Source organism: Stutzerimonas tarimensis, assembly GCF_042648805.1.
Lineage (GTDB): Bacteria > Pseudomonadota > Gammaproteobacteria > Pseudomonadales > Pseudomonadaceae > Azomonas > Azomonas tarimensis.
The window spans coordinates 167,757-193,245 of the sequence record NZ_JBHRXZ010000002.1; the positions used below are offsets into that span (position 1 = coordinate 167,757).

The window sequence follows — 25,489 nt, forward strand, 5'->3', positions numbered from 1 at the left end:
ACTACATTATGACGGCACCCCCTGGTGCCGGCAATGCAGGCCTCGGTCAGTCATCCATTATCTCCCCGCTTGCCTTGCTTCCCGCCGGCATCGAAAGCACAGAAAGGCTTTCGAAACACTGCGCTGCTGCTTGTCGCTCGCTGGAATGGCCCAACCAATCCGTCCGCACCGGGTCCTACTCTGGAACCCGAACATCGGGTGGATAATGGCACGACCCAAACACTGACAGTGAAACGTCACGATAGTTACAATCTTCCCGATCCATTTCATCGGAGTCACGCCCACCTGTGTCCGTATTGCGCCTTCCGCCCCTGCCGGCCGCCAGCGGCAAGCAACATTGGGGAAACCTGACCGGCGCGTCGCTGAGCCTGGCCATCGCCGAGGCCGCCAGTAGCGCCACTCGATTCACTCTGTTGCTGACCCCCGACAGCCGCAGTGCCGAGCGCCTCCAACAGGAGCTGGCCTTCTTCGCCCCAGCACTGCCCGTGCTGCATTTCCCTGACTGGGAAACCCTGCCCTACGATGTCTTCTCGCCCCACCAGGACATCATCTCCCAGCGCATCTCGGCGCTCTACGAGCTGCCCGGCTTGCGCCATGGCGTGCTGGTGGTGCCCATCGCCACGGCCCTGCACAGGCTTGCGCCGGTTCGCTTCATGCTCGGTTCCAGCCTGGTGCTGGATGTCGGTCAGCGGCTGGATGTCGAAGAAATGCGCGGTCGCCTGGAAGCCGCGGGCTACCGTTTTGTCGATACGGTCTACGAGCATGGCGAGTTCGCCGTCCGCGGCGCGCTGATCGACCTCTTTCCCATGGGCAGCGAGCTTCCCTACCGCATCGACCTTTTCGATGAAGAGATCGAGACCCTGCGGACCTTTGATCCGGAGACCCAGCGCTCGATCGACAAGGTAGAGGCCATTCGCCTGCTGCCCGCCCGGGAATTTCCCTTGCGCAAGGAATCGGTGACCGGCTTCCGCGCCCGCTTCCGCGAGCGCTTCGACGTGGATTTTCGCCGCTGCCCCATTTATCAGGATCTTTCCACCGGCATCACGCCAGCGGGCATCGAGTACTACCTGCCGCTGTTCTTCGAGGAAACCGCCACGCTGTTCGATTACCTGCCGCAGGACACCCAGGTGTTCTCGCTGCCGGGCATCGAGCAGGCTGCCGAACAGTTCTGGAACGATGTGCGCAGCCGTTACGAGGACCGCCGTTACGACCCGGAGCGGCCGCTGGTGCCTCCAACCGAGCTGTTCCTGCCGGTGGAGGATTGCTTTGCGAGACTCAAGCAGTCGCCCCGCGTGGTGGTCAGCAGCGAGGATTTCGAGCCTGGCGTCGGCCGCGAACGCTTCGCTGCGCGACCGCTGCCGACGCTATCGATCGAGGCCAAGGCAACTGAACCCCTGGGCGCCCTGCGCCAGTTTCTCGACCAGTATCCGGGCCGGGTCCTGTTCACGGCCGAATCGGCGGGCCGTCGCGAGGTGCTGCTCGAATTGCTTGCGAGACTGAAGATCCGTCCCCAGGAGGTCGATGGCTGGCCCGCCTTCCTCGAAAGCCAGGAGCGCCTGTCGATCACCGTCGCCTCGCTTGACGAGGGGATGCTGCTCGAACCGGTCGCCCTGATCGCCGAGACCGGTCTGTTCGGTCAGCGGGTCATGCAGCGTCGCCGACGGGAAAAGGGCCGAGAAGGTGGCGAGAACGTCATCAAGAACCTTACCGAGTTGCGCGAAGGCGCGCCGGTGGTCCACATCGACCACGGCGTTGGCCGCTACCTCGGCCTGACCACCCTGGAAGTGGAAGGCCAGGCCGCCGAGTTCCTGATGCTCGAGTACGCCGAAGAAGCCAAGCTCTATGTACCGGTGGCCAGCCTGCACCTGATCGCCCGCTACACCGGCAGCGACGATGCCCTCGCTCCCTTGCATCGGCTGGGTTCCGAACAGTGGCAGAAGGCCAAGCGCAAGGCGGCCGAGCAGGTTCGCGACGTCGCCGCCGAACTACTCGACATTTATGCCCGCCGCGCTGCCCGCAAGGGCTTCGCCTTCGGCGACCCGGCAGCGGACTACGAGACCTTCAGCGCCGGGTTTCCGTTCGAGGAAACGGTCGACCAGCAGAACGCCATCGAGGCGGTCCGCGCGGACATGCTCTCGAGCAAGCCGATGGATCGCCTGGTCTGCGGCGACGTGGGCTTCGGCAAGACCGAAGTGGCCATGCGTGCCGCCTTCATCGCCGCCCACGGCGGACGTCAGGTCGCGGTTCTGGTGCCGACCACTCTGCTCGCCCAACAGCATTACAACAGCTTCCGCGACCGCTTCGCCGACTGGCCGGTCAAGGTCGAAGTCATGAGCCGCTTCAAATCGGCCAAGGATATCGAACAGGCCATGGCCGCGCTTGCCGACGGCAAGATCGACATCGTCATCGGCACCCACAAACTCTTGCAGAGCGATGTCAGGTTCAGCAATCTCGGGCTGGTCATCATCGATGAGGAGCACCGCTTCGGCGTGCGCCACAAGGAACAGCTCAAGGCATTGCGCAGCGAGGTGGATATCCTCACCCTGACCGCCACACCTATCCCGCGGACGCTGAACATGGCGGTTGCGGGCATGCGCGACCTGTCGATCATCGCCACGCCGCCGGCGCGCCGGCTGTCGGTGCGGACTTTCGTGATGGAGCAGCAGAACGCGGTCATCAAGGAGGCCTTGCTGCGCGAACTGCTTCGCGGCGGGCAGGTGTACTACCTGCACAATGAGGTGAAGACCATCGAAAAGACCGCCCGCGAGCTGGCCGACCTGGTACCGGAGGCACGCATCGCGGTCGGCCATGGACAGATGCGCGAGCGCGAACTCGAACAGGTGATGAGCGACTTCTACCACAAGCGCTTCAATGTGCTGGTGGCTTCCACCATCATCGAAACAGGCATCGACGTGCCGAGCGCCAACACCATCATCATCGAGCGCGCCGACAAGTTCGGCCTGGCCCAGCTGCATCAGCTACGCGGCCGAGTCGGCCGCAGCCACCACCAAGCCTACGCCTATCTGCTTACACCGCCGCGCAAGCAGATGACCGAGGATGCCCAGAAGCGCCTGGAGGCCATCGCCGGTGCGCAGGACCTGGGGGCCGGCTTCATTCTCGCCACCCACGACCTGGAAATCCGTGGCGCGGGCGAGCTGCTTGGCGAAGGCCAGAGCGGCCAGATCCAGGCGGTGGGCTTCACGCTCTACATGGAGATGCTCGAACGGGCGGTGAAAGCCATCCGCAAGGGTGAGCAGCCGAACCTCGAACAGCCGCTCGGCGGCGGCGTGGAGATCAACCTGCGGGTGCCGGCATTGATCCCCGAGGACTACCTGCCCGACGTGCACGCGCGCCTGATCCTCTATAAACGCATCGCCTCTGCCGAAACCGAAGACGCCCTGAACGAGCTGCAGGTGGAAATGATCGATCGCTTCGGCCTGCTGCCGGAACCGGCCAAGCATCTGATGCGCCTGACACTGCTCAAACTGCAGGCCGAGAAGCTTGGAGTCGCCAAGATCGACGCCGGCCCCCAGGGGGGACGCATCGAATTTGCCGCCAGCACCTGCGTCGATCCGCTGGTTCTGGTGAAGATGATCCAGGCACAGCCCAATCGCTATCGACTGGAAGGCGCTACCCTGTTCAAGATTCAGGTTCCGATGGAACGCGCCGAAGACCGTTTCAACACCCTGGAGGCGCTGCTGGAGCGCCTGACTCCGGCAGACCGGGCGGGATGAGCAACCCGCAGGATCTTCCGCGGCGGGGCTCGTCCGCGACGACCTGCCCCCTGACAGGAGCCCGCCGTGCCGCGCCTGGATCCTGAACGAAGCGGCCACGACGGCGCTGGCAATGAACGGGACGTGCGCCTGATCGATGATCTGATGCCGCTTCCCATGCTCAGCCTGGGCAGCCACGCGGGACTCAACTATCAACCCGGCAGCGGCCGGATGGTCCCTGCACTGCAACACCGCGCCGGTCTCAGCTTCGCTTATCTCGACGCGCGGACCCACGATAAGGCTCGGCCCAACGAACGATTGTCGGTGAAGGATGGGGAAAGCCGTCTCAGCATTGTCCGCCAGACCCGGGTCGAGCAGGCCTACCGGCAACGGTTGCTCGAGCTTGGCTTCAGTCCGGCCCTGCGCCAGAGCCAGGCATTGCCCAAGGACTCTGGCGAGATGTTCGACCTGCCGAGCGAGCCGGCATGGCTGCGCTTTGCCACCGAGCACCTTGCCCTGTTGCGACAGGAGGGTTGGCGCATCGAGATCCAGTCGGGGTTCGCCTTCGACCTGCACAGCGTCCAGCACTGGTACGCCCAGGTCGACGAACTCCCTGGACAGCGCCACTTCGAGCTGGACCTCGGGCTGGTCGTCGACAACGAACGCATCAGCCTGGTGCCGGTCCTGCTCAGACTGATTCGCTCGTCGCACCCAGGCCTGGCCGATCACAAGCGGCTCGCCCTGCGCGCCGACCACGAACTGATGCGTCTCACGCTCGAAGCGCGCACCCCGTTCAACGTCGCGCTGCCGCTGGGCCGCCTGAAACCCATCCTCGCACTGCTTGCCGACACCTGCCTTCACCAGAGCGACGATCGACTGCGCCTTGATCGTAGCGACGCCTCTCGCCTGCTCGATCTGGAAGGCAGCACGCTGCAGTGGCAAGGTGGCGACGCGCTGCTGCAGTTTGCCCGCAGCCTTCGCGACTATGATCGCTGTGCGACAGGCCAGCCCATGGGCCTTCAGGCCACCCTGCGCGGCTACCAGCTGCAGGGGCTTCGCTGGATGCAGACCCTTGGCGGGCTGCGGGTGGGAGGAATCCTGGCCGACGACATGGGCTTGGGCAAGACCCTGCAAAGCCTTGCCCACCTCTTGAGCGAAAAACAGGCAGGACGCCTGACCCTGCCCAGTCTGGTGGTAATGCCGACCAGCCTGATTCCGAACTGGTTGGACGAAGCCGCGCGTTTCGCCCCGGAACTGCGGGTACGGTCCCTGCACGGCAGCAAACGAGCGCACGATTTAAATGCGCTGCGCGATTTCGATCTCTTGCTGACCACCTACCCGCTACTCTCGCGGGATATAGACACGCTGGAACAGTTGCCCCTGCATCTGGTGATCCTCGACGAGGCGCAGAACATCAAGAATGCCACCAGCAAGGCGGCTCAGGCAGCTCGGCGGCTACAGGCACGACAACGTTTCTGCCTGACCGGCACGCCGCTGGAAAATCATCTGGGCGAGCTCTGGTCGTTGTTTCATTTCCTGATGCCCGGCTGGCTCGGTGATGCCAAGGCGTTCAACCGCGACTACCGGTTCCCGATCGAGAAACACGGCGACCAGGCCCGCCTGCAGCAGCTGCAGACGCGCATCCAGCCGTTTCTGCTACGTCGTAAAAAAGAGGACGTGGCGCGCGAGCTTCCGCCAAAGATCGAGATCATCCAGTGGGTCGAGCTGAGCCCGGCCCAGCGTGATGCCTATGAGAGCATCCGCCTGACCATGGACCGCAAGGTGCGTCGCGAGATCGAACGCCACGGCCTGGCAAGCAGCCAGTTGGTGATCCTGGAGGCACTGCTCAAGCTGCGCCAGGTCTGCTGTGACCTGCGTCTGGTGAAGAAGCTCGAAAGGCCGTCACGGGGTTCGGCAAAGCTGGACTGCCTTCTGACCATCCTCGATGAGCAACTGGCCGAAGGGCGCCGCATCCTGCTTTTCTCGCAATTCACCTCGATGCTCGCACTGATCGAGGGAGAGCTCAAAAGCAGGAAGATCGATTACGTGCAGATCACCGGCAAGACGGTGGATCGGCGCACCCCGGTGGAGCGCTTCCAGCGGGGACAGGTCGCCCTGTTCCTCATCAGCCTCAAGGCGGGAGGCACCGGCCTGAACCTCACGGCCGCCGACACCGTGATCCATTTCGACCCCTGGTGGAACCCCGCCGCCGAGGATCAGGCTACCGATCGCGCCTACCGTATCGGCCAGGACAAGCCGGTGCTGGTCTACAAGCTCATTGCCCGCGGCACCGTGGAAGAAAAGATCCAACAGCTGCAACGGCGCAAGGCGACCTTGGCCAGCGACCTGCTGGAGCAGGACGGGGAACGGGTATGCGATCTCCAGCAGAGCGAGATCGAGGCGCTGTTCGCGCCCCTTGCCGACCCGGCTCGCTAGCCTGCGAGCACTCGCGCCAGTACCGCTCGAGCCTTGCCGATTCCCTCGGCGAGCACCGCTTCGATCTCCGCCATGGTGATGACGCCGGCGGTCTTGCCGGCAGCCGGGTTGACCACCAGCGAGAGGCACGCATAGGGCAGATCCAGCTCACGCGCCAACACTGCCTCGGGCATGCCGGTCATGCCGACGATGTCACAGCCATCGCGCTCCAGGCGGACCACTTCGGCGGCGGTCTCCAACCGCGGCCCCTGGGTACAGCCATACACCCCATGGTCGCTGAAGGCATAGCCTTCAGCCGCCAGCGCGGCGATCAGGTGCTGCCTCAGGGCCGGGTCGTAGGGATAACTGAAGTCGACATGGGTCACGTGCTCAAGCGCGCCGGCGAAGAAGGTGTGCTCCCGGCCATAGGTGTAATCGATGAGCTGATGGGGAACACAGAAATGCCCGGAGCCCATGGCCATGTGGATACCGCCGACGGCGTTCATCGCCAGCACCGCTTCGGCGCCGGCCTCCTTGAGCGCCCAGAGGTTGGCCCGGTAGTTGACCTGATGCGGCGGGATCCGGTGCGGATGGCCATGGCGGGCGAGAAACAGCACCGGCCGCCCGGCGAACTCGCCGCGCAGGACCGGTGCGGAGGGCGGCCCGTAGGGCGTATCCAGGTGGAGCGGCTCGAGGTCGGTCATGCCGGTCAGCTCGGTCAGGCCGGTGCCGCCGATGATGGCGTGGATGGTCATGGAGCTAATCCTCTGAAAGGCTAATCGATGAGTTCGGCGCGGCGCAGGAGGCTGAGCGACTCCAGCCAGCGCGGGTGCTGTTTGTAGTCCAGGCCATCGCCGGTCCGCCGACGCATGCCGGCCAGCCGCGCGGGAGCGATCACCCCGTCACGCTGCAGCGCCGTCAGCGCCAGTTCGGCAGCGGCGCGGTCGTTGCAGACCAGGCCCATGTCGCAGCCCGCCGCCAGAGCTGCCGTGATCCGCTCGCCGGCATCGCCTGCCACGTGCGCACCCGCCATGGACAGGTCGTCGCTGAACAGTGTGCCGGCAAAACCCAGCTCGCCACGCAGGATGTCCTGCAACCAGCGACGGGAGAAACCGGCCGGCTGCTCGTCCACCTGCGGATAGATCACATGCGCCGGCATGATCGCATCGAGCCGCCCGGTCAACCGGGCGAACGGCAGCATGTCCGCCTGCCTGAGGCTATCGAGATCGCGCTCGTCGAGCGGAATGGCAACATGGGAATCCGCCTCCGCCCAGCCATGCCCCGGGAAATGCTTGCCGGTCGCGGCCATGCCGGCCTGGTGCATGCCATCGATGAAGGCCCCCGCCAGTGCCACGGCCGCCCCGGGCTCGGTTTCGAAAGCACGAGCGCCGATCACGGCACTGCGACCGTGATCCAGATCCAGCACCGGGGCAAAGCTGAAGTCCAGCCCCACCGCCAGCACTTCGGTGGCCATCAACCAGCCGCAGGCATTGGCCAGCGCTTCGGCATTTGCCCTGCCAGCGAAGCGGCGCATGGCGGGCAGGCGCACGAAACCCTGGCGCAGCCGCTGCACACGGCCGCCCTCCTGATCCACCGCTAGCAGCAGGTCAGGCCGCAGCGCGCGGATCGAGCGGCAGAGCTCGAGCACCTGCCGCGGATGCTCGATGTTACGCGCGAACAAAATGAGTCCGCCCACCTCGGGCTGACGCAACAGGTGTCGATCCTCGGCAGTCAGCCAGGTGCCGGCGATGTCCAGCATCAGAGAGCCTTGCATGGGAAATCCTTAAGCGATGGCGGCCTGCGCCCATTCGGCACAGGCCGCTTCGTCAATGCGCACGGGGCAGTGTGGCGGTACCAGGGGAAAGAGCCGCAGCAGGTCGGCGTTGCGCAGCCGCAGGCAGCCGTGGGAGCGGGGCTCGCCCATGGGCTCGAGGTCCGGCGTGCCGTGCAGGTAGATATAGCGGCGAAAGGTGTCCACCTCGCCAAGGCGATTCATCCCAGGCTCGCAGCCGCTGAGCCACAGGATCCGGGTGAGGATCCAGTCGCGGCCGGGAAACTGCTCGTGCAACGCCGGCGTCCAGATTTCACCGGTGAAGCGCCGGCCGCGCAACACCGCACCCTCCGGCAGTCCATCGCCGATTCGCGCCCGCACCTGATGCAGACCGCGCGGGGTACGACCTGAACCGTTGCGCTCGCCCGCTCCGTTGGCGGCGGAAGACACGGGCATGCGCAACCGCAATTCGTCGGCGACGAAGCCGTAGAGCTGCTGATCGGCAAGGGAGACATGGATGAAGTCGAGTGGAGTCATCGGCATAGCTTAGCCGATCAGTGCCCCGGAGTGGCGTTCCACCCCGTTCGTCGAGGGACTGGGCAACCGCTCGATTGCCAACCCGCTCACACTGTATATAATCCCAGCACCTGTATAGAAAACCAGAAGACAGCCATGATCAAGCTGACGCCTCGCCAGACCGAAATCCTCGAGTTCATCAAGCGTTGCCTTGAAGAGAACGGCTTTCCCCCCACCCGGGCGGAGATCGCCCAGGAGCTCGGTTTCAAATCGCCCAACGCCGCCGAGGATCATCTCAAGGCACTGGCCCGCAAGGGCGCGATCGAAATGACCCCTGGTGCGTCACGGGGCATTCGCATACCCGAGCAGCGGCAGGACACCGGTCTGCCCGTGATCGGCCGGGTCGCCGCCGGAGCGCCGATTCTTGCGCAACAGCACATCGAGCAATGCTGCCAGATCGACCCGGCGCTATTTCATCCCCGCGCGGACTTCTTACTGAGGGTCCAGGGCGTGAGCATGAAGGACATCGGCATTCTCGACGGCGACCTGCTGGCCGTACATGCCACGCGCGAGGCCCGTAACGGCCAGGTGGTGGTCGCCCGGCTGGACGACGAAGTGACCGTCAAGCGCTTCAAGCGCGAGGGAGACCGGGTCTGGTTACTGGCGGAAAATCCTGAGTTCGCACCCATCGAAGTCGATCTGCAGACCCAGCCGCTGATCATTGAGGGCTTGAGCGTCGGCGTCATCCGTCGCTAGGAGAAAGCATGCACCATCAACCCCCTGCTCCGGAAACCAGGCGCTTGCCTTTTGCAGGCCTCTTCGCCCAGCAGATGCTGCCCTTCCAGCCCAGCGTCAAGTCACACGCACGCCCTCTGACCAACCTCAGCGAGTTGAGCCTGAGCGGTGATGGCGGACATTGCGAGCTGCTGCTAGCCAGCATGCTGCGACCGCTCAGCGAAGCGACCGACAGCCGCTGGCTGACCCTGATCGCACCGCCGGCCCCCATTTGCAGGCAGTGGCTGCGCGAGAACGGCCTGAACTGCGAGCGCATCCTGCTGATACAGCCGAAGGGCGAACAGACGGTAATAGGACTGGCGTGCCGAGCCCTGAGCGCAGGCTGCAGTCACACGGTGGTCAGCTGGCTGGATGAAATTGACGCGGGTGCCCGGATGAAACTCCAGGCGGCGGGGCAGTCGGGTCAAGCGCAGAGTCTGAACGTACGCCTGGGGTGAGCAGGCAGACTACGCGTCAATGAAGCACGCGCGGCGCCTGCTCCTCGTCTTCATCGTAGAGGTCATAGTCACCCTCGACCATGCGGCCAGCCATCTGCACCCCTACGTTGAACATCGCCTTGGCGACTTCGACATGCTGCCCGTGGAGGAACTCCTTGGCCGGGTCGGCAAAATCGAGGGTAACCAAGACCTCTTCATCTTCGGCGCGACGCAATACGATACGCCCGTCCGGCAGTTCTACAATTTCCAAAAATGACGTGGGCATGATCAGCTCTCCCGGTTGAGGCTTGCATTGTAACAGCCGCCTAGCGCAGGAACAGGCTTTTGCAAATAATCCCTGCCGCCTGCAGGGCTACCACTCGGTCATGCTTTCACGAAAGCGCAGCACCAGGGCCTTGAGCTCGCCCCGCCACGCTTGCAGTTGCTCCAGGGTGAGCTCGGTCGGCTTCTCGTCGAGGCTGACGGCATCGATGATGGCCATGCCCGGATCCTGCTTGGCCTTGGCCGGAGCACGTGGCGGCTCGAACAACGCGTGGTAGTGCCTGAGCAGACCGGCAAGCCAGGAAGAAGGGCTTTCGGCCAACTCCAGCAGCTCGGCCAGTTCCGGCGTAGGATTGGCGTCCAGGACGGGGCGATTGAGGATCGCCTCGACCGTTCCGGCATCGGCCTGAGGCGTGCGGTAGAAGCCCGTGACCTCATGACAAAGCCCGAGCATGGCCCCATAGAGGTGGAAAAGGCATGCCTCCTGCTCGGCCTGGATCCGTCCTGGCACCCCGCCCGACGCTGCCCAGGCGTCCAGCGCCAGGCCGGCAAAAAAGATCTTCTGGTTGGTGCGGGTGTAGCGCTCTTGGGCCATGGCGGACTCCGGGTGGTCAGCGTTTCAGTAGCAGTGTGCAGCGCGGGCCGGGCAAATCAAGCCTGGCAGGCCGGACGGCCCTTGTCCCGATCTACCCTTAACTGCCGTCAGGCCTGGCTCTTGTCGGTCACAGTCCACTTGCCGCCATCGTAGAAGGCTTTCCAACCACTCGGCTTGCCGTCCACCTCGGACTGTACGTACTGCTCCTTGGTCTTTCGACTGAAGCGGATCACCGCCGGACGCCTCTGAGGATCCTGCTGAGGCGCCTCGAGCAGGAAATGGTACTTGGGGTCGATCTCGTCACGATGGGGGATAAGCTCACTGACCAGCGGCGCGCGGGTTTCCCGGTTCTTGGGAAACTTGCTCGCTGCCAGGAACAGCCCCGAGGCACCGTCACGCAGGATGTAGGTGTCATCCACCTTCTCGCACTTGAGCTCCGGCATCGGCACCGCGTCCATCTTCGGCGGAGCGGGCTCGCCGTTTTTCAGCAATTTGCGGGTGTTCTTGCACTCGGCGTTGGTGCAGCCGAAGAACTTGCCGAAACGACCGGTCTTCAGTTGCATCTGACTACCGCACTTGTCGCATTCCAGGCTCGGCCCCTCGTAGCCCTTGATACGGAACTGCCCTTCCTCGACCTCATAGCCGGCGCAGTCGGGGTTGTTGCCGCAGATGTGCAGCTTGCGGTTCTCGTCGACCAGGTAAGCGTCCATGGCCGCCGCGCAGATCGGACAGCGGCGCTTGCCCAGCAGCACCATGGACTCCGACTCGCCTTCGTCGTCGGCGGCGATCTCGTCTCCGGGAATCAGATTGACCGTGGACTTGCAGCGCTCCTTGGGCGGCAGGCTGTAGCCGGAGCAACCCAGAAACACGCCGGTCGATGCCGTGCGAATCATCATCGGCCGCCCGCAGACCTTGCAGGGAATATCGGTCAGCGTCGGCTGGTTGGCCCGCATGCCCTGTTCGGCCGAGTCGGAAGCAAGCTCCAGCTTGCTCTTGAAGTCGCCGTAAAACTCGTCCAGCAGGTGCTTCCAGTCGCGCTCACCCTGGGCCACATCGTCCAGGTTTTCCTCCATGGAGGCAGTGAAACCGTAATCCATGAGGTTGTTGAAGCTTTCCGAAAGGCGCCCGGTGACGATCTCGCCCATCTTCTCGGCGTAGAAGCGCCGATTGTGCAGGGACACATAGCCACGATCCTGAATGGTCGAGATGATCGCGGCATAGGTGGACGGACGACCGATACCACGCTTTTCCATCTCCTTGACCAGGCTGGCCTCGGAGAAGCGTGCCGGCGGCTTGGTGAAGTGCTGACTGGGGTCGAGGGCAAGCAGGCTCATCGCCTCACCCTGCTTCATCTCCGGCAATACGTCGTCGTCACCGCTCTTGCTCTGCTGCGGCATGACCCGGGTATAACCGTCGAATTTGAGGATGCGGCCCTTGGCACGCAGTTCGAATTCGCCCGCACTGACCGTGACGCTGGTCGAGAGGTACTGCGCCGGAGGCATCTGGCAGGCCACGAACTGACGCCAGATCAGCTCGTACAGTCGCTCGGCATCGCGCTCCATGCCAGACAGCTGCCCCGGACGCACCTTGACGTCAGAGGGTCGAATGGCTTCGTGGGCTTCCTGCGCGCCTTCCTTGCTCGAATAGAAGTTCGGCTTTTCCGGCAGGTACTCAGTACCGAATTCGTCCTCGATGAACCCTCGCGCCATGCCCAGGGCATCGCCCGAAAGATTGGTCGAGTCGGTACGCATGTAGGTGATGTAGCCCGCCTCATAGAGCCGCTGGGCCATCATCATGGTCTTTTTCACGCCGAAGCCCAGGCGGTTGCTCGCCGCCTGCTGCAGGGTCGAGGTGATGAATGGGGCTGAGGGCTTGCTGCTGGTGGGCTTGTCCTCGCGCTTGCTGACCTGATAGCTCGCGGCCTTGAGTTTCTCCAGTGCGGCAGTGGCCTGCGCCTCGTTCAGCGGCTTGAAGGCTTCCCCGTTTTGCCGGGCGACTTCAAAGCGCACCTTGGCTTTCTTGGCGGTACCCAGGTCGGCATGGACCTCCCAATACTCCTCGGGAACAAAGGCGCGAATCTCACGCTCCCGCTCAACCACCAGCTTGACCGCCACCGACTGCACCCGGCCGGCAGAAAGACCGCGGGCGATCTTCTGCCAGAGCAGCGGCGAAACCATGTAGCCGACCACCCGATCCAGAAAGCGCCGTGCCTGTTGCGCGTTGACGCGATCGATGTCCAGATCGCCAGGCTGGGCGAACGCCTCCTGAATCGCCTTCTTGGTGATCTCGTTGAACACCACGCGCTTGTAGCGCTGGTCATCGCCACCGATGGCCTCACGCAGGTGCCAGGCGATGGCCTCCCCTTCACGGTCCAAGTCGGTCGCAAGATAGATGGTATCGGCGTCCGCGGCCAGCCGGCGCAGCTCGTCGATGACCTTCTCCTTGCCCGGCAGGATCTCGTACTGGGCTTTCCAGCCATGCTCCGGGTCAACGCCCATTCGGGCGAACAGCTGGCGCTTGGCTTTCTCCTTGGGCGACAGCGCAGCGGTCTCGGCACTCGCCTTGCCCCGCTTCACCGGCTCCTTGCCGCTGGCTGCACCGCTGGTGGGAAGGTCGCGGATGTGGCCGATACTCGACTTCACCACGTACTGGTTGCCCAGGTACTTGTTGATGGTCTTGGCCTTGGCCGGTGACTCCACGATTACCAGCGATTTACCCATGGATTGGTGAATTCCTGAATCGAAGTGAGAGGGCGTGCTTGCCCAAAAGCCCCGCTATATATAGTGGCCGTGGAGGTCAGGTCAAGCAGGGATCCGGCGCGGGCGGCAGCGGCCAGGGCCTAGAATCGGCTCGGTTCCGCCTCGACAAGGGCAAAGCGCGGCACCACCTCGCCCTCCACTTCCACCGTCTCGGCGAACATGGCCAGGGGCCTGACCCAGAGGCCGAAATCGCCGTAAAGTGCCTGATAGAACACCAGGTCCTCCTCGGTTTCAGAGTGCCGCGCCACGGCAAATACGCGGTACTCGGGGCCCTTGTAATGGCGATAGCGCCCGGGTTGGATGTGCATGCTGTCCACCTGTGTCGATAAGCCGCGACCCGACATTGGGTCAGATTCGTTCGAAGACGGTCGTGATGCCCTGCCCGAGGCCGATGCACATCGTGGCAACGCCCAGGGTTCCACCTCGCTGCTTCATCACGCTCAACAGGGTGCCGCAGATGCGCGCGCCTGAACAGCCGAAGGGGTGACCGAGGGCTATGGCACCGCCGTGCAGGTTGACCATCTCGTCCATCCGCTCGAGCACCTTGAGGTCCTTCAGGACCGGCAGCGCCTGCGCGGCAAAGGCTTCGTTCAGCTCAAGGTAATCGATGTCGGCCATACTCAGGCCGGCACGCTTGAGCGCCTTGGCCGTGGCGGGTACCGGACCATAGCCCATGATCGCCGGATCGACACCGGCAATCGCCATTGCCTTCACACGCGCCATGGGTTCCAGGCCAAGGTCCGTGGCGCGCTGACCGGACATGACCAGCATGCAGGAGGCGCCATCGGTGATCTGCGACGAGGTCCCGGCGGTGACCGTGCCGTTCTTCGGGTCGAATACCGGTTTTAGCGCAGCCAGGCCCTCGAAGGTCGTTTCCGGGCGGATGGTCTCGTCCGCTTCGAAGCGCTTGAGCAGTCCCTGCTCGTCATAACCCTGCATGGGCAGTATCTCGTCAGCAAAGGCGCCCTCCTGGGTCGCTTGCCAGGCCCGCTGATGCGAGCGCAGACCGAAGGCGTCCTGTTGTTCGCGGGTGATGCCATGCATCTTGCCGAGCATTTCGGCGGTCAGGCCCATCATCCCCGACGCCTTGGCTACATGCAGCGAGAGCCGTGGATTCGGATCGACCCCGTGCAGCATGCCCAGATGCCCCATATGCTCGACACCGCCGATGACGAACACATCGCCATTTCCGGTCATGATCGCCTGCGCAGCGGTATGCAAGGCGCTCATCGACGAGCCGCACAGCCGGCTTACGGTCTGGGCGCCGCAGCTGTGCGGAATCCTGGTCAGCAGCGAGGCCATTCGGGCGATATTCCAGCCCTGCTCGAGGGTCTGGTTGACGCACCCCCAGATCACATCCTCGATCTCTGCCGGATCGACTTCGGGATTGCGCTCGAGCATGCCCTCGATGAGCCTGGCCGACAGGTCTTCGGCCCGCGTGTGACGGTGCATGCCACCCTTGGCACGACCCATGGGGGTCCGCGCGAAATCAACGATGACGACATCTCTGGGATTCAGGCTCATGGCTTATTTCTGCTCCTGGCCGTAGAAGCGCAGGCCGCGGACGGCCATTTCGCGCAGTTGGGCGGTCGGCCGGTATAGCGGACCATATTCGGCGTAGCGATCGGCCAAGGCGACGAATTCGGCGATGCCCATGGCTTCGATATAACGCAAGGCACCACCACGGAAAGGCGGGAAGCCGATGCCATAGACCAACCCCATGTCCGCCTCGGCCGCGGTTTCGACGATGCCGTCCTCCAGGCAGCGCACGGTTTCCAGGCACAGGGGAATCATCATCAGGTTGAGGATATCTTCGTCGGTCAGCTCGCGCTGCGCTGTGGCCACCGATTCCAGCAAGGGCTTCACCAGCGGATCTTCCACCCGCTTGGGCTTGCCACGCTTGTCGACTTCGTAGCGATAGAAGCCTGCGCCGCTCTTTTGCCCCAGGCGCTGCGCCTGATAGAGCGCATCGATGGCAGTGGGCCCCTCGTCCCTCATACGCTCGGGAAACCCTTCCACCATTACCGTGCGGGCGTGATGGGCGGTGTCGATGCCCACCACATCGAGCAGGTAGGCCGGCCCCATCGGCCAGCCGAAACGCTCCATGACCATATCGATCCGCTGGATATCCAGCCCTGCCGCCACCAGCCTGGCAAAGCCACCGAAATAGGGAAAGAGGATGCGATTGACCAGAAACCCCGGACAGTCATTGACCACGATCGGACTCTTGCCCAGCTTGCGGGCGTAGGCCACGGTGGTGGCGATCGCCGTTTCGCTGGTCTTCTCGCCGCGGACCACTTCCACCAGCGGCATCATGTGCACCGGATTGAAGAAGTGCATGCCGCAGAAATTTTCCGGGTGCTGCAGCGCTGCGGCCAGTTGATTGATGGAAATGGTCGAGGTGTTCGAGGCGATGATGGCATCGGCACGGACGGCACGCTCGACCTCCGCCAGCACCTCGCGCTTGACCTTGGGATTCTCGACGACTGCTTCGACGACGATATCGACCCCAGCGAAATCGCCGTAGGAAAGCGTCGGGCGGATGGCCCCCATGGCGCGGGCCATGTCTGCTGTGGTCATGTGCCCCTTCTCCATGCGCTTTTCCAACAACTTCGCCGCCTCCGACAGACCAAGCTGGAGCGCCGGCTCGCGAATGTCCTTCATCAGAATGGGGATGCCTTTGCTCGCCGACTGGTAGGCAATCCCGCCGCCCATGATGCCGGCACCAAGCACTGCGGCCTGGTCGATCGGCAAGGCGGCTCGCTCGAGCTCCCTGGCCTTGCGCTTGAGCGCCTGGTCGTTGAGAAACAAACCCACCAGGCAGGCGGCGACCGGGCTCCGGGCCAGCCGGGCAAAGCCTTCGGCTTCCACCGCGAGCGCCTTGTCGCGGGCCATGCCAGCGGCCTTCTGCATGCTTTTCACCGCTGCCAGCGGCGCCGGATAATGCGGCCCGGCCTGGCCAGCAACCACTGCCTTGCAGCTCTCGAAGGCCATCATCTGCTCGATCTGGTTGAGCTTGAGCCGCTGCAGCTTTGGCTTTCGCCTCGCCTGGTGATCCAGCTCGCCGGAAATCGCGCGAGCCAGCAGATCCAGCGCGGCCTTCTCGAGCAACGCGGCAGGCACCACAACGTCGACCGCGCCGACCTTCATCGCCGCCTCCGCGCTGTGCTCCTTGCCCGCGGCCATCCACTCCACCGCATTGTCGACGCCGATCAGTCGCGGCAGGCGCACGGTCCCGCCCCAGCCGGGATAGATGCCCAGCTTCACTTCCGGCAAACCGACCCTGGCACCCTCGGCCATCACGCGGAAATCACAGGCCAGGCAGATCTCGAAGCCGCCGCCGAGCGCCAGCCCGTTGATCGCCACCACCGAAGGCACCGGCAGGTCTTCGAGGTCACAGAAGATCCGATTGACGCTCAGGGTGCTCTCCTGAAGCTGCTCTTCCGGGAGACTGAAGGCATCGAGAAACTCGGTGATGTCCGCGCCCACCACGAAGTTGTCCTTGGCGCTGGTGAGCAGAACGCCACGCAAGCCGGCATCGCCACGCAGCGTCTCGACCGCCTGGCGCAACTCCTCGAGCACCTGACGTCCAAAGGTATTGACCGACTCGCCCGGCAGATCGAAACAAAGCTCGACGATGCCGTTGCCCCGGGCAATGGTCTTGATGGCTTGGTGACTCATCAAACGGATCTCCAGAATGGATGCCCAGCGGCAGTGCCGTCGGACGACGGGCTGAATCGGGTCAAGGATAGTCACGGCTGGCCCATGTATGCACAGCATAGCCGGCCCGGTCGCGCCGGGAGATTGACGAATACGCGCAATGCCGCCTTACACTCAGCCGCGCCCGGTGGATCAGCCGCTGGCTCACGCATCCCAGCCTGGAGTTCAAATGCCCGCACTTCCTGCCGCCCCGATCGCCCGCGCCGATGACCGCCGCGACCCCTATCACTGGCTCGAGCAGCGCGACAGCCCCGAGGTGCTCGACTACCTCAAGGCCGAGAACGCCTATCTGGAGGCCTGCATGGTCGATCAGGCGCCCCTGCGTGAGTCATTGTTCCAAGAGATCAAGGGGCGCATACGCGAGACGGACCTCTCACTGCCTACGCCATGGGGACCCTGGCTCTACTACCGACGCACCACCGCAGGCGACGAATACCCCCGCCATTACCGCTGCCCGCGCCCGGCCGACGGCTCGTTGGAAGTGGACCCCTCCGGCGAACAGCTTCTGCTCGATCCGAATGAGCTGGCCGCAGGCGGGTTCTTTTCACTGGGAGACTTCAGCATCAGCCCCGACCACGCGCGACTGGCCTACAGCACCGACACCCAGGGAGACGAGATCTATCGTCTGTTCGTCAAGGAGCTGGACAGCGGCGAGCTGACCGAGCTGCCCTTCGATGACTGCGACGGCAGCATGACCTGGGCCGCGGACAGCCAGACGCTGTTCTTCGGCGAACTGGACGAAACCCACCGCCCACACCGCATCCATCGGCACCGCCTGGGCGAGCCAGGCAGCACGGAAGTCTTTCATGAGGAAGATGGCCGTTTCTTCGTCCATTGCTATCGCTCCAGCTCGGAAAGGCAGCTGATCATTCTCGCCAACAGCAAGACCACCAGCGAAGCCTGGGTGCTGCCAGCCGACCGGCCAGAAGGCCAGTGGACCTGCCTGGCGCCGCGCGAGGAGGGCCACGAGTATTTCCCCGATCATGGTCGTCTCGACCAGCAATGGCGCTGGTTCATCCGCAGCAACCAGGCCGGCATCAACTTCGCACTCTATGAGACGGCCGAGACGATGCCGCAGCGAGCCCATTGGCAACTGCTGGTCCCCCATGATTCCTCAGTGATGCTCGAAGACGTCAATCTCAACGCCGACGCTTTCACCCTGACCTTGCGATCGGGAGCCCTGGCGGTGATCGAGGTTCGCCCCGACAAGGCCGAACCCTACCGCGTGCAATTGCCAGATCAGGTGTACAGCCTGCATGTGCAGAGCGGGCTCGAGTTTCACAGCCAGGTGATCCGGCTGCGCTACGAGGCACTCAACCGGCCCGCCCAGGTGCGCCAGTTGGTGCTCGCCGATGGCCTTCAGTCGGTGCTCAAGGAAACCCCGGTCGAAGGCCCCTTCGACCCCGAGGCCTATCTGAGTCAGCGCATCTGGGCCACTGCCGAGGACGGCACGCAGATTCCCATCAGCCTGGTCGGACGGCGCGAAGTCTTTGGCCAGCCCGCCCCGCTCTATCTCTACGGTTATGGCGCCTATGGCCATAGCCTTGACCCCTGGTTTTCCCATGCGCGCCTGTCACTGCTGGATCGCGGCTTCATCTTCGCCATTGCGCATGTACGAGGCGGCGGCGATCTGGGCGAGGCCTGGTATCGCGCCGGCAAGCTGGAACACAAGCGCAACACCTTCGGCGACTTCATCAGCTGCGCCGAATGCCTGATCCAGCAGGGCTTCAGTACTCCGGACAGACTCGCCATCAGTGGCGGCAGCGCCGGCGGGTTGCTGATCGGCGCAGTGCTTAACATGCGGCCTGACCTGTTTGGCGCGGCCATCGCCGAGGTGCCCTTCGTCGACGTGCTCAACACCATGATGAATCCCGACCTTCCCCTCACGGTGACTGAGTACGACGAGTGGGGCGATCCGAACGAGCCGGAGGTCCATGCCCGCATCGCCGGCTATGCGCCCTACGAGAACCTGAAGCCCCAACCCTACCCTGCCTTGCTGGCGGTCGCCGGCTATCACGACAGCCGGGTGCAGTACTGGGAGGCGGCCAAATGGGTCGCCCGACTCAGGGCTACCCGCAGCAATGACAGCCTGATGCTGCTCAAGACCGAGTTTGGCGCCGGCCACGGCGGCATGAGCGGGCGCTACCAGGCGCTTCACGACGTGGCGCTGGAGTATGCCTTCCTGCTCAAGGTATTCGGGATGGCGCACTAAAAGGCCTTCCGACCTGCGGAGTGAACGGACCGCAAGGCCCCAGGGTCAGGTTCTAGACAGCACAGGAGAAACCCTTCATGAAAAGCCCCTTTTCCAGCGCCACCGAACCCAATGTCCACGGCTGGGAACGTACCGCATCCATTGCCGGCGGCCTTCTCTTCCTGGGCAAGGGTCTGAGGCGCGGCGGCATCGGCGGGCTGTTGCAACTGGCCCTCGGAGGTATGGCCCTGGCACGTGGCATGACTGGCCACTGCGAGGCCAAGCGCGTTCTGACCGGGATGAAGCAAGAGGCAAAGGAACAGGAGACCGGCTCCAGCACTTCCGACACGAGCGACATGCAGCGTTCGGCAGCGCTTGCGGATGATCCAGTGCCGTTGGGTGAAGCCATCGAGGTAGATCCGTTCGACAGCTCGCTGCCCGGCGCCAATCCCAAGGGGGACGTCAACCCGGACCGCAGCAACCTCGGCAATTCGATCAGTTGAAGCCAGTTCGCCTGGCGCAGCCGTTACGCTGCGTCAGGCGATCGGTCAATGCGCGTGACCACAATCCGGACCATGGACATGCTCTTCCACCAGATCGGCAGGTTCGAGCTCCAGCGCCAGGCTGAGTAGATTGGCCGCTAACGGGCGCACTACCAGATTGGCATATTCCGCACTGTCTTCTTCGTCCTCAACTCCGACAACCAGCTGCGCATCAGCGGCCGGTTGCAGCCAGACCTCGCGGCCCTCCCAGATCACCGCCAGGCGCTGACAGGACATCTCCTCCAGCGACCCATCGGCTTTTTCCAGCAGCACTTTCATCTCATCAGCCATGCCAGCCTCCTCAGGCTTGTACGACACGGGCGACTGCCCGCTCAAAGCGTGCCATGCCCTCATCGATATCGGCATCCTCGATGACCAGGCTCGGGGCCAGGCGCAGCACGTCCGGTCCCGCCTGCAGGATCATCAGCGCCTCGCGCTCTGCCGCATCGACGAAATCCTTGGCCCGACCCTTGAAATCCTCGGCCAGCACCGCCCCAATGAGCAGGCCTTTACCGCGAACTCCGCTGAACACAGCGTAGCGCTGACCAATCTCGGCCAGCCGAGTAGCAAAGCGCTCATGCTTGGCCTTGACCCCCTCGAGTACCGCGGGCGTGTTCACCACATCCAGCACCCGCTCGGCCACTGCGCAGGCCAGGGGATTGCCGCCGTAGGTAGTCCCGTGGGTCCCCACACTCAGGTGCGAGGCGATCCGATCGGTGGTCAGCATCGCCCCGATGGGAAACCCACCCCCCAGGCTCTTGGCGCTGGTAAGAATGTCAGGGATCACGCCGTAGCCCATGTAGGCGAACAGCGAGCCGGTGCGGCCCATGCCGCTCTGCACTTCGTCGAACACCAGCAGGGCCCGATGCCGAGTGCACAACTCGCGAGCCGCCTCGAGATAAGCCTGGTCCGCCGGCAGCACCCCGCCCTCGCCCTGGATCGGCTCGAGCACCACAGCGCAGGTCTTGTCCGTGACAACGGCTTCAAGCGACTGGATATCGTTGTAGGGCACGTGACGGATGCCCTGAATCTTGGGACCGAAGCCATCGGAATACTTGGGCTGGCCACCCACCGTCACGGTGAACAGCGTTCGACCATGGAAACTGTTGAGTGCCGAGACGATCTCGCACTTCTCCGGACCGAACAGGTTGTGAGCATAACGACGGGCCAGCTTGAAGGCCGCCTCGTTCGCCTCGGCGCCCGAATTGCAGAAAAAGGCGCGCTCGGCGAAGGTCGCCGCCGTCAGCTTCTTGGCCAGGCGCAGCGTTGGCTCATTGGTAAAGACATTGGATACGTGCCAAAGCTTGCCAGCCTGCTCGGTCAGGGCCTCCACCAGCGCCGGATGGGCGTGCCCCAGCGAATTCACCGCAATACCACCGGCCAGATCCACCAACTCTCGCCCGCTCTGATCCCACACGCGAGATCCCTGGCCTCGCACCGGAATGAAGGCGGCGGGTGCGTAGCTGGGAACAATCACCTTGTCGAAATCGGCCCGTTCTACCGGGTTCTGCGGAGCAGACATTCGTGTGGTCTCCTGCGAGGAATCGCTGTCGAAATGGAAGCGCTCCACCCCTTGCGGAGCGCGCCTGGCAGTGTAAACCAGCGACAGCGGCAGCGGCGCTACCGCCAGGAAATCTCGTCAAAAACCCTACCACTCGCCGCCCGGGCCGAGCGCTCCCCGTGACGCTTGCCGCCATACTCGCCGCCTCTGAGATAAACGCATGAAAAAGCTAAAAAACTTTTGCCTTCACCAGCCTCATCGGATAAATTAGCGCGCCTCGACGGGACACACCCGACGGGATCTGGTGAGGTGTCCGAGCGGTTGAAGGAGCACGCCTGGAAAGCGTGTATACGGGAAACCGTATCGAGGGTTCGAATCCCTCCCTCACCGCCAGATCTACAAAGCCCCTGAAATCTGACGATTTCAGGGGCTTTTCGCTTAAGGGGCAGCCGCTCCCGCGCCATCGGTACAACGGACTGGTACAGACCAGGCCGCGACAAGACCTCCGGCAAATCCGCCCCCTCTCAGCACCACCTCTCAGACGCTGCCCCCGTCCATTTGGCGCTGTCGGCAACAGGCCATTCGTCTCTCATGTAACGCCAAGTGTTCCTTTTCCCCACACTCATCGCACCGTTGAACCGGGTTCCAACGGCGTCGTGGGCCGGGCCGGGTCGGCTGGATCAGTGGTACCGCGAGGAACCGGCGCCTCGCCGGGCAGGGTGTCGAAATGCGGATTCCGCAGGCCGCTGCCCGATTCGTTCGGCACCGAGTCGGGGTGTTCGTGCGGGTACAGCGGAGCGCCAGGCTGCTCGCCGGGCTCGATTCTGGAAGGATCATCCGGGGCGCTCTGGGTCGCGGATTCCCGTGATTCGGCAGGCTCGACTTGGGGAGCGGCCTGGACCGCGTTCATGGTCAGAGCAAGCAGTACGCCAGACATGCAGATAACGTGCTTCATGCCAAACTCCTGGGTGGGCTTACCCAGGTGGACACGAAAAATCCCCAAGCCTCTCATCACCTCGTCGGCCTGGGTCCACCCGCTTGCCCGCGGCGCACCGGCTCGAAAGTTGCTTGGGACTTGTCATTTCCCACAGGGACTACCTGCCGTTTCGAGGCGCGTTCAGCTGCCGCAACCACCGAAACGGCCAGGCAATCGCCTCACTCGCCCCCTACAGGCTCTCGCAATGTTCACCAAAAAGCACATCCGTCAGGCGACATGGATTCTGCTTGCCACGACCATGGTCCTGATCCTCCCCAATATCAGCCGGTTCATCGGCTGAGCCGCAACGCGTCCCTGGTGACACCCTGATTGCCGACCCTCCGCTCGGCCTGCCTCGCTATTGGCGGGAACCAATCCAGCAAGCACGCTAACGAATTCATGCCGTATCCTTAGTCTCGCCACCAAAGCCGCCATCGTAGGAGAACTCATGAATTGGGATGTTCTGATCAATCAGTCATTCTGGACCAACCTTGCAATCCTGGTCACCATCACCCTAGTGAGCTACTGGCTGCTATGCGCCGCCCAGCGCATCGCGGTTCGTCGCCTGCGGGCGCTGCATGAGCGCACCCAGGGCCGGACCTACGGTTTCGCTGCAGAAATGCTGCAGGGCACGAGCCGTCTGCTGGTGCTGGCCTTCTCACTGATGATCGGTCTGAAGATCGTCCAGCTCGCTCCGCGCTGGGAAGCCACGCTTTCGCAAGCCTGGTTTCTCGCCCTCGCCTTCCAGATAGCTCTCTGGCTGGACATGGCCGTACGTCTCTGGATGCAGAGCCTCACACTGGACGGCAAGGCCCGGAACCCGGTTACCACGACCATCGTCGGGATCATGCTGCGCATCCTCATCTGGGTCATGATGCTGCTGTCGATCCTGGCGAACCTGGGGGTGGACATCACTGCGATGGTCGCCAGCCTGGGGGTCGGCGGCATTGCCATCGCGTTGGCGGTACAGACTCTGCTCAGCGATCTCTTCGCCTCGCTGTCGATCGGGCTGGACAAGCCCTTCGAGATCGGCGACTTCGTGGTCTTTGGCGACGTCGCCGGCACCATCGAGCACATCGGCCTGAAGACCACGCGCATCCGCAGCCTCAGCGGAGAGCAGATCGTCTGCTCCAACGCCGCACTGCAGTCCCAGACCCTTCACAACTACAAGCGCATGGGTACGCGGCGTATCGTGTTCCGCTTCGGCATTACCTACGACACCCCGACCGACAAGGTCCGCGAGGTATCGGCGCTGGTGAAGCGCGTGATCGAGTCGGTAGGTGAGACCAAGTTCGACCGCGCCCACTTCATGGCCTTCGACGACAGTCAGTTGACCTTTGAAGTGGTGCACATCGTGCAGAGTTCGGACTACAACCGCTATATGCATGTGCAGCAGGAGATCAATCTCGGCCTGCTGCAGGGGCTACGGGACATCGATGTGAAATTCGCCCTTCCGGTGCGAAATGTCGAATTCATCGGCGGCACGCTGCCGGAGATCAGCGTTGCCGGACTGCCGAAGACTTCGGCCAATCAGTCCACGGAGGGTCGGGGCGCGCCTCAGGCATGACCCGGTGCAACTGCAGGCATTAACCACGCCGAGCAAACCGCGGGCGAAAAAAAAAAGCGGCTCAGGGTAGGGCCGCTTGATCAAAGGTGTCGATTGATCTAAGGATCATGTTGACGGCGATCAGTTTGTCCAGATCCGCTTTCGCTTCCCATTGCACCTTGGTCGATACCTCTGCCGTGGCGCCCACTGAACTGACACGCCTTCGAAGCTCCGAAAAGAGCCTTGAGCGGCCGCACGGCCCCGCTCGCAGCACTTCAATCGACTAGAAGAATCTCCTTTTAAATCAGCCAATTAGGCAAACAGCGCTGGCACCGGAAGGCATTTCGGGGTTGCCATCGGGACGATATTCGCTCAGGGTAGTTATATGAGGTCACTACTAGCCCCCATTGGGTCATTGCTTGGCGGAGTCGCCTTGCTTCTGCTGGGCCACGGCCTGCTCAACACATTGCTGACGCTTCGCGGCATCGCTGAAGGCTACTCCACCGGGCTGATCGGCCTGATGATGTCAGGCTACTTCCTGGGGTACCTGCTTGGGACCTGGACCGCTTCTCCGCTGATCCGCCGGGTCGGCTACATCCGTGCCTTCGCCTTCTGCGCAGCCCTGGCAGCGGTCGCGACACTGCTACATGTGCTGATCATCAATCCATGGGTCTGGATGCTCCTGCGCATCCTCTATGGCGTGGCTCTGGTGACGCTGTACATGGTGGTGGAAAGCTGGTTGAACGCCACCGTCAGCGGCAACAAGCGTGGACAGGTGTTCGCGGTCTACATGATCGTCAACCTCGGCGCCCTGGCCATCGCCCAGCAGTTGTTGCGTCTCGATAGCCCCGAGACCTTCACCCTGTTCGCCCTTGCCGGCATCTTCATCTGCGCCGCGCTGATGCCCATCACCCTGACCCGCCAGGTTCAGCCGACGTTGCCCGAAGTTCCGGCAACCGACCTGTTGCAGCTCGCCCGCATCGCCCCTCTGCCTCTGGCTGCCTCGGGCATGTCCGGGCTGTCATTGAGCGCCTTCTGGGGGCTTGGCCCCGTGTATGCGAGCCAGATCGGCTTTGATGCCACCGGTATCGGCTTGATGATGAGCCTCACCATCGTCGGTGGCGCAGTGCTGCAGTGGCCCATCGGCCGGTTTTCAGACAGCCACGACCGCCGTCTGGTGATGCTATGGATCGTCATGCTCTCGGCCATCCTCGCCGGTGTGATCAGCCTGCTGGCGGCCGGCGGCCTCCAGCTTGCGCTGATGTTCATCTGGGGCGGCCTGGCCTTCTCGATCTATTCGGTTGCCGTGGCGCAAATGGTCGACCAACTGCACCCTGACGAGATTCTTTCAGGCTCCAGCGGGCTGCTGCTGGTCAACGGTGTTGGCGCCGCGATCGGCCCGCTGCTGGCCGGTGGCCTGATGAGCCTCGCCGGTCCCCGGGCACTTCCGCTGTACTTCGCGGTGACCCTGGGGCTGTTGGCGGTGTACTCCTACTATCGCTCGCGCAGGGTCATGGACCTGATTACCGAACCTCATGGGCACTTTGCGCCTATGCTGCGGACCAGCCCGACAGTGCTGGAGCTGATGCCGGACGCTCCAAACGACAACGATCCGCTTTCCGGGCATGGTTCGGAAGACGCTGACAAGGAGGCACACGCCACGCCTTCAGATCGCGCAAATCAACCCTAGGTCGTCCGGGGTCCGCCACAAGCGGGCCAGCTTGGGTTGATTGCCCCGGCCCGTCATCGCA

At 63.5% G+C, this 25,489-nt stretch carries 20 protein-coding genes and 1 tRNA gene; 9 read left to right on the forward strand and 12 right to left on the reverse strand.

Annotated elements, in window-relative coordinates; translation table 11 throughout:
• The first annotated feature begins 287 nt into the window (after positions 1-287).
• Together mfd and ACFOMF_RS01725 are read left to right on the forward strand one after the other, a co-directional pair.
• Complete coding sequence (gene mfd / locus ACFOMF_RS01720; protein ID WP_386360592.1) at positions 288-3,734, forward strand: transcription-repair coupling factor; 3,447 nt, start codon at positions 288-290, stop codon at positions 3,732-3,734.
• A 144-nt stretch (positions 3,735-3,878) separates the two neighbouring features.
• Entirely contained in the window at positions 3,879-6,149 is a 2,271-nt protein-coding gene (locus ACFOMF_RS01725; RefSeq protein ID WP_386360668.1) for a DEAD/DEAH box helicase, read from the forward strand.
• On the opposite strand, the gene ACFOMF_RS01730 is transcribed toward ACFOMF_RS01725, so the two are convergent.
• From ACFOMF_RS01730 to ACFOMF_RS01740, 3 genes are read right to left on the reverse strand one after another with little or no spacing between them, the layout of a single operon-like run.
• A complete protein-coding gene (locus ACFOMF_RS01730; protein WP_386360594.1) occupies positions 6,146-6,883 on the reverse strand; it encodes an S-methyl-5'-thioinosine phosphorylase in 738 nt (245 codons plus the stop codon). The genes ACFOMF_RS01725 and ACFOMF_RS01730 overlap by 4 nt on opposite strands.
• 20 nt (positions 6,884-6,903) lie before the next feature.
• Entirely contained in the window at positions 6,904-7,902 is a 999-nt protein-coding gene (nagZ, locus tag ACFOMF_RS01735; RefSeq protein WP_386360596.1) for a beta-N-acetylhexosaminidase, read from the reverse strand.
• Positions 7,903-7,911: 9 nt separating this feature from the next.
• Positions 7,912-8,436: a L,D-transpeptidase family protein gene (locus ACFOMF_RS01740; protein ID WP_386360598.1), complete on the reverse strand. Its 525-nt coding sequence runs from the start codon at positions 8,434-8,436 to the stop codon at positions 7,912-7,914.
• A gap of 135 nt (positions 8,437-8,571) precedes the next feature.
• Here ACFOMF_RS01740 and lexA point away from each other — a divergent pair, with 135 nt between their 5' ends.
• Together lexA and sulA are read left to right on the forward strand one after the other, a co-directional pair.
• Positions 8,572-9,171, forward strand: a complete 600-nt coding sequence (gene lexA / locus ACFOMF_RS01745) for a transcriptional repressor LexA (protein WP_386360600.1) — start codon at positions 8,572-8,574, stop codon at positions 9,169-9,171.
• A gap of 8 nt (positions 9,172-9,179) precedes the next feature.
• On the forward strand, positions 9,180-9,647 hold the full coding sequence (gene sulA, locus ACFOMF_RS01750; protein WP_386360602.1) for an SOS-induced cell division inhibitor SulA: 468 nt from the start codon (positions 9,180-9,182) through the stop codon (positions 9,645-9,647).
• A 16-nt stretch (positions 9,648-9,663) separates the two neighbouring features.
• Here the strand turns inward: sulA and ACFOMF_RS01755 are convergent, their stop codons facing one another.
• The 6 genes from ACFOMF_RS01755 to fadB form a co-directional block, all read right to left on the reverse strand.
• Positions 9,664-9,912, reverse strand: coding sequence for a hypothetical protein (locus tag ACFOMF_RS01755; protein WP_386360604.1), 249 nt, complete (start codon positions 9,910-9,912; stop codon positions 9,664-9,666).
• 87 nt (positions 9,913-9,999) lie between these two features.
• On the reverse strand, positions 10,000-10,503 hold the full coding sequence (locus ACFOMF_RS01760) for a DUF6586 family protein (protein ID WP_386360606.1): 504 nt from the start codon (positions 10,501-10,503) through the stop codon (positions 10,000-10,002).
• A 107-nt stretch (positions 10,504-10,610) separates the two neighbouring features.
• Entirely contained in the window at positions 10,611-13,223 is a 2,613-nt protein-coding gene (gene topA, locus ACFOMF_RS01765) for a type I DNA topoisomerase (RefSeq protein ID WP_386360608.1), read from the reverse strand.
• 119 nt (positions 13,224-13,342) lie between these two features.
• Positions 13,343-13,570, reverse strand: coding sequence for a DUF1653 domain-containing protein (locus tag ACFOMF_RS01770; RefSeq protein WP_386360610.1), 228 nt, complete (start codon positions 13,568-13,570; stop codon positions 13,343-13,345).
• Positions 13,571-13,610: 40 nt separating this feature from the next.
• Positions 13,611-14,786, reverse strand: coding sequence for an acetyl-CoA C-acyltransferase FadA (fadA, locus tag ACFOMF_RS01775; RefSeq protein WP_386360612.1), 1,176 nt, complete (start codon positions 14,784-14,786; stop codon positions 13,611-13,613).
• Positions 14,787-14,789: 3 nt separating this feature from the next.
• Entirely contained in the window at positions 14,790-16,943 is a 2,154-nt protein-coding gene (fadB, locus tag ACFOMF_RS01780) for a fatty acid oxidation complex subunit alpha FadB (protein WP_386360613.1), read from the reverse strand.
• 208 nt (positions 16,944-17,151) lie between these two features.
• On the opposite strand from fadB, the gene ACFOMF_RS01785 reads away from it, so the two are divergent.
• Positions 17,152-19,194 (forward strand): S9 family peptidase, encoded by a 2,043-nt coding sequence (locus ACFOMF_RS01785; RefSeq protein WP_386360615.1) that lies wholly within the window; start codon positions 17,152-17,154, stop codon positions 19,192-19,194.
• Between the two features lie 77 nt (positions 19,195-19,271).
• Positions 19,272-19,676, forward strand: coding sequence for a YgaP-like transmembrane domain (locus ACFOMF_RS01790; RefSeq protein WP_386360617.1), 405 nt, complete (start codon positions 19,272-19,274; stop codon positions 19,674-19,676).
• 45 nt (positions 19,677-19,721) lie between these two features.
• Here the strand turns inward: ACFOMF_RS01790 and ACFOMF_RS01795 are convergent, their stop codons facing one another.
• Both ACFOMF_RS01795 and ACFOMF_RS01800 read right to left on the reverse strand, forming a co-directional pair.
• Positions 19,722-20,006, reverse strand: coding sequence for a topoisomerase II (locus ACFOMF_RS01795; RefSeq protein WP_386360619.1), 285 nt, complete (start codon positions 20,004-20,006; stop codon positions 19,722-19,724).
• A 10-nt stretch (positions 20,007-20,016) separates the two neighbouring features.
• Entirely contained in the window at positions 20,017-21,237 is a 1,221-nt protein-coding gene (locus ACFOMF_RS01800) for an aspartate aminotransferase family protein (RefSeq protein ID WP_386360621.1), read from the reverse strand.
• Positions 21,238-21,519: 282 nt separating this feature from the next.
• Here ACFOMF_RS01800 and ACFOMF_RS01805 point away from each other — a divergent pair.
• Positions 21,520-21,609: transfer RNA gene (locus ACFOMF_RS01805), tRNA-Ser, on the forward strand.
• A gap of 229 nt (positions 21,610-21,838) precedes the next feature.
• Here ACFOMF_RS01805 and ACFOMF_RS01810 read toward each other — a convergent pair.
• Entirely contained in the window at positions 21,839-22,171 is a 333-nt protein-coding gene (locus ACFOMF_RS01810; RefSeq protein ID WP_386360623.1) for a hypothetical protein, read from the reverse strand.
• Positions 22,172-22,640: 469 nt separating this feature from the next.
• On the opposite strand from ACFOMF_RS01810, the gene ACFOMF_RS01815 reads away from it, so the two are divergent.
• A complete protein-coding gene (locus tag ACFOMF_RS01815) occupies positions 22,641-23,759 on the forward strand; it encodes a mechanosensitive ion channel family protein (RefSeq protein ID WP_386360625.1) in 1,119 nt (372 codons plus the stop codon).
• Positions 23,760-24,123: 364 nt separating this feature from the next.
• Positions 24,124-25,428: an MFS transporter gene (locus ACFOMF_RS01820; RefSeq protein ID WP_386360627.1), complete on the forward strand. Its 1,305-nt coding sequence runs from the start codon at positions 24,124-24,126 to the stop codon at positions 25,426-25,428.
• The last annotated feature ends 61 nt before the right edge of the window (positions 25,429-25,489 follow it).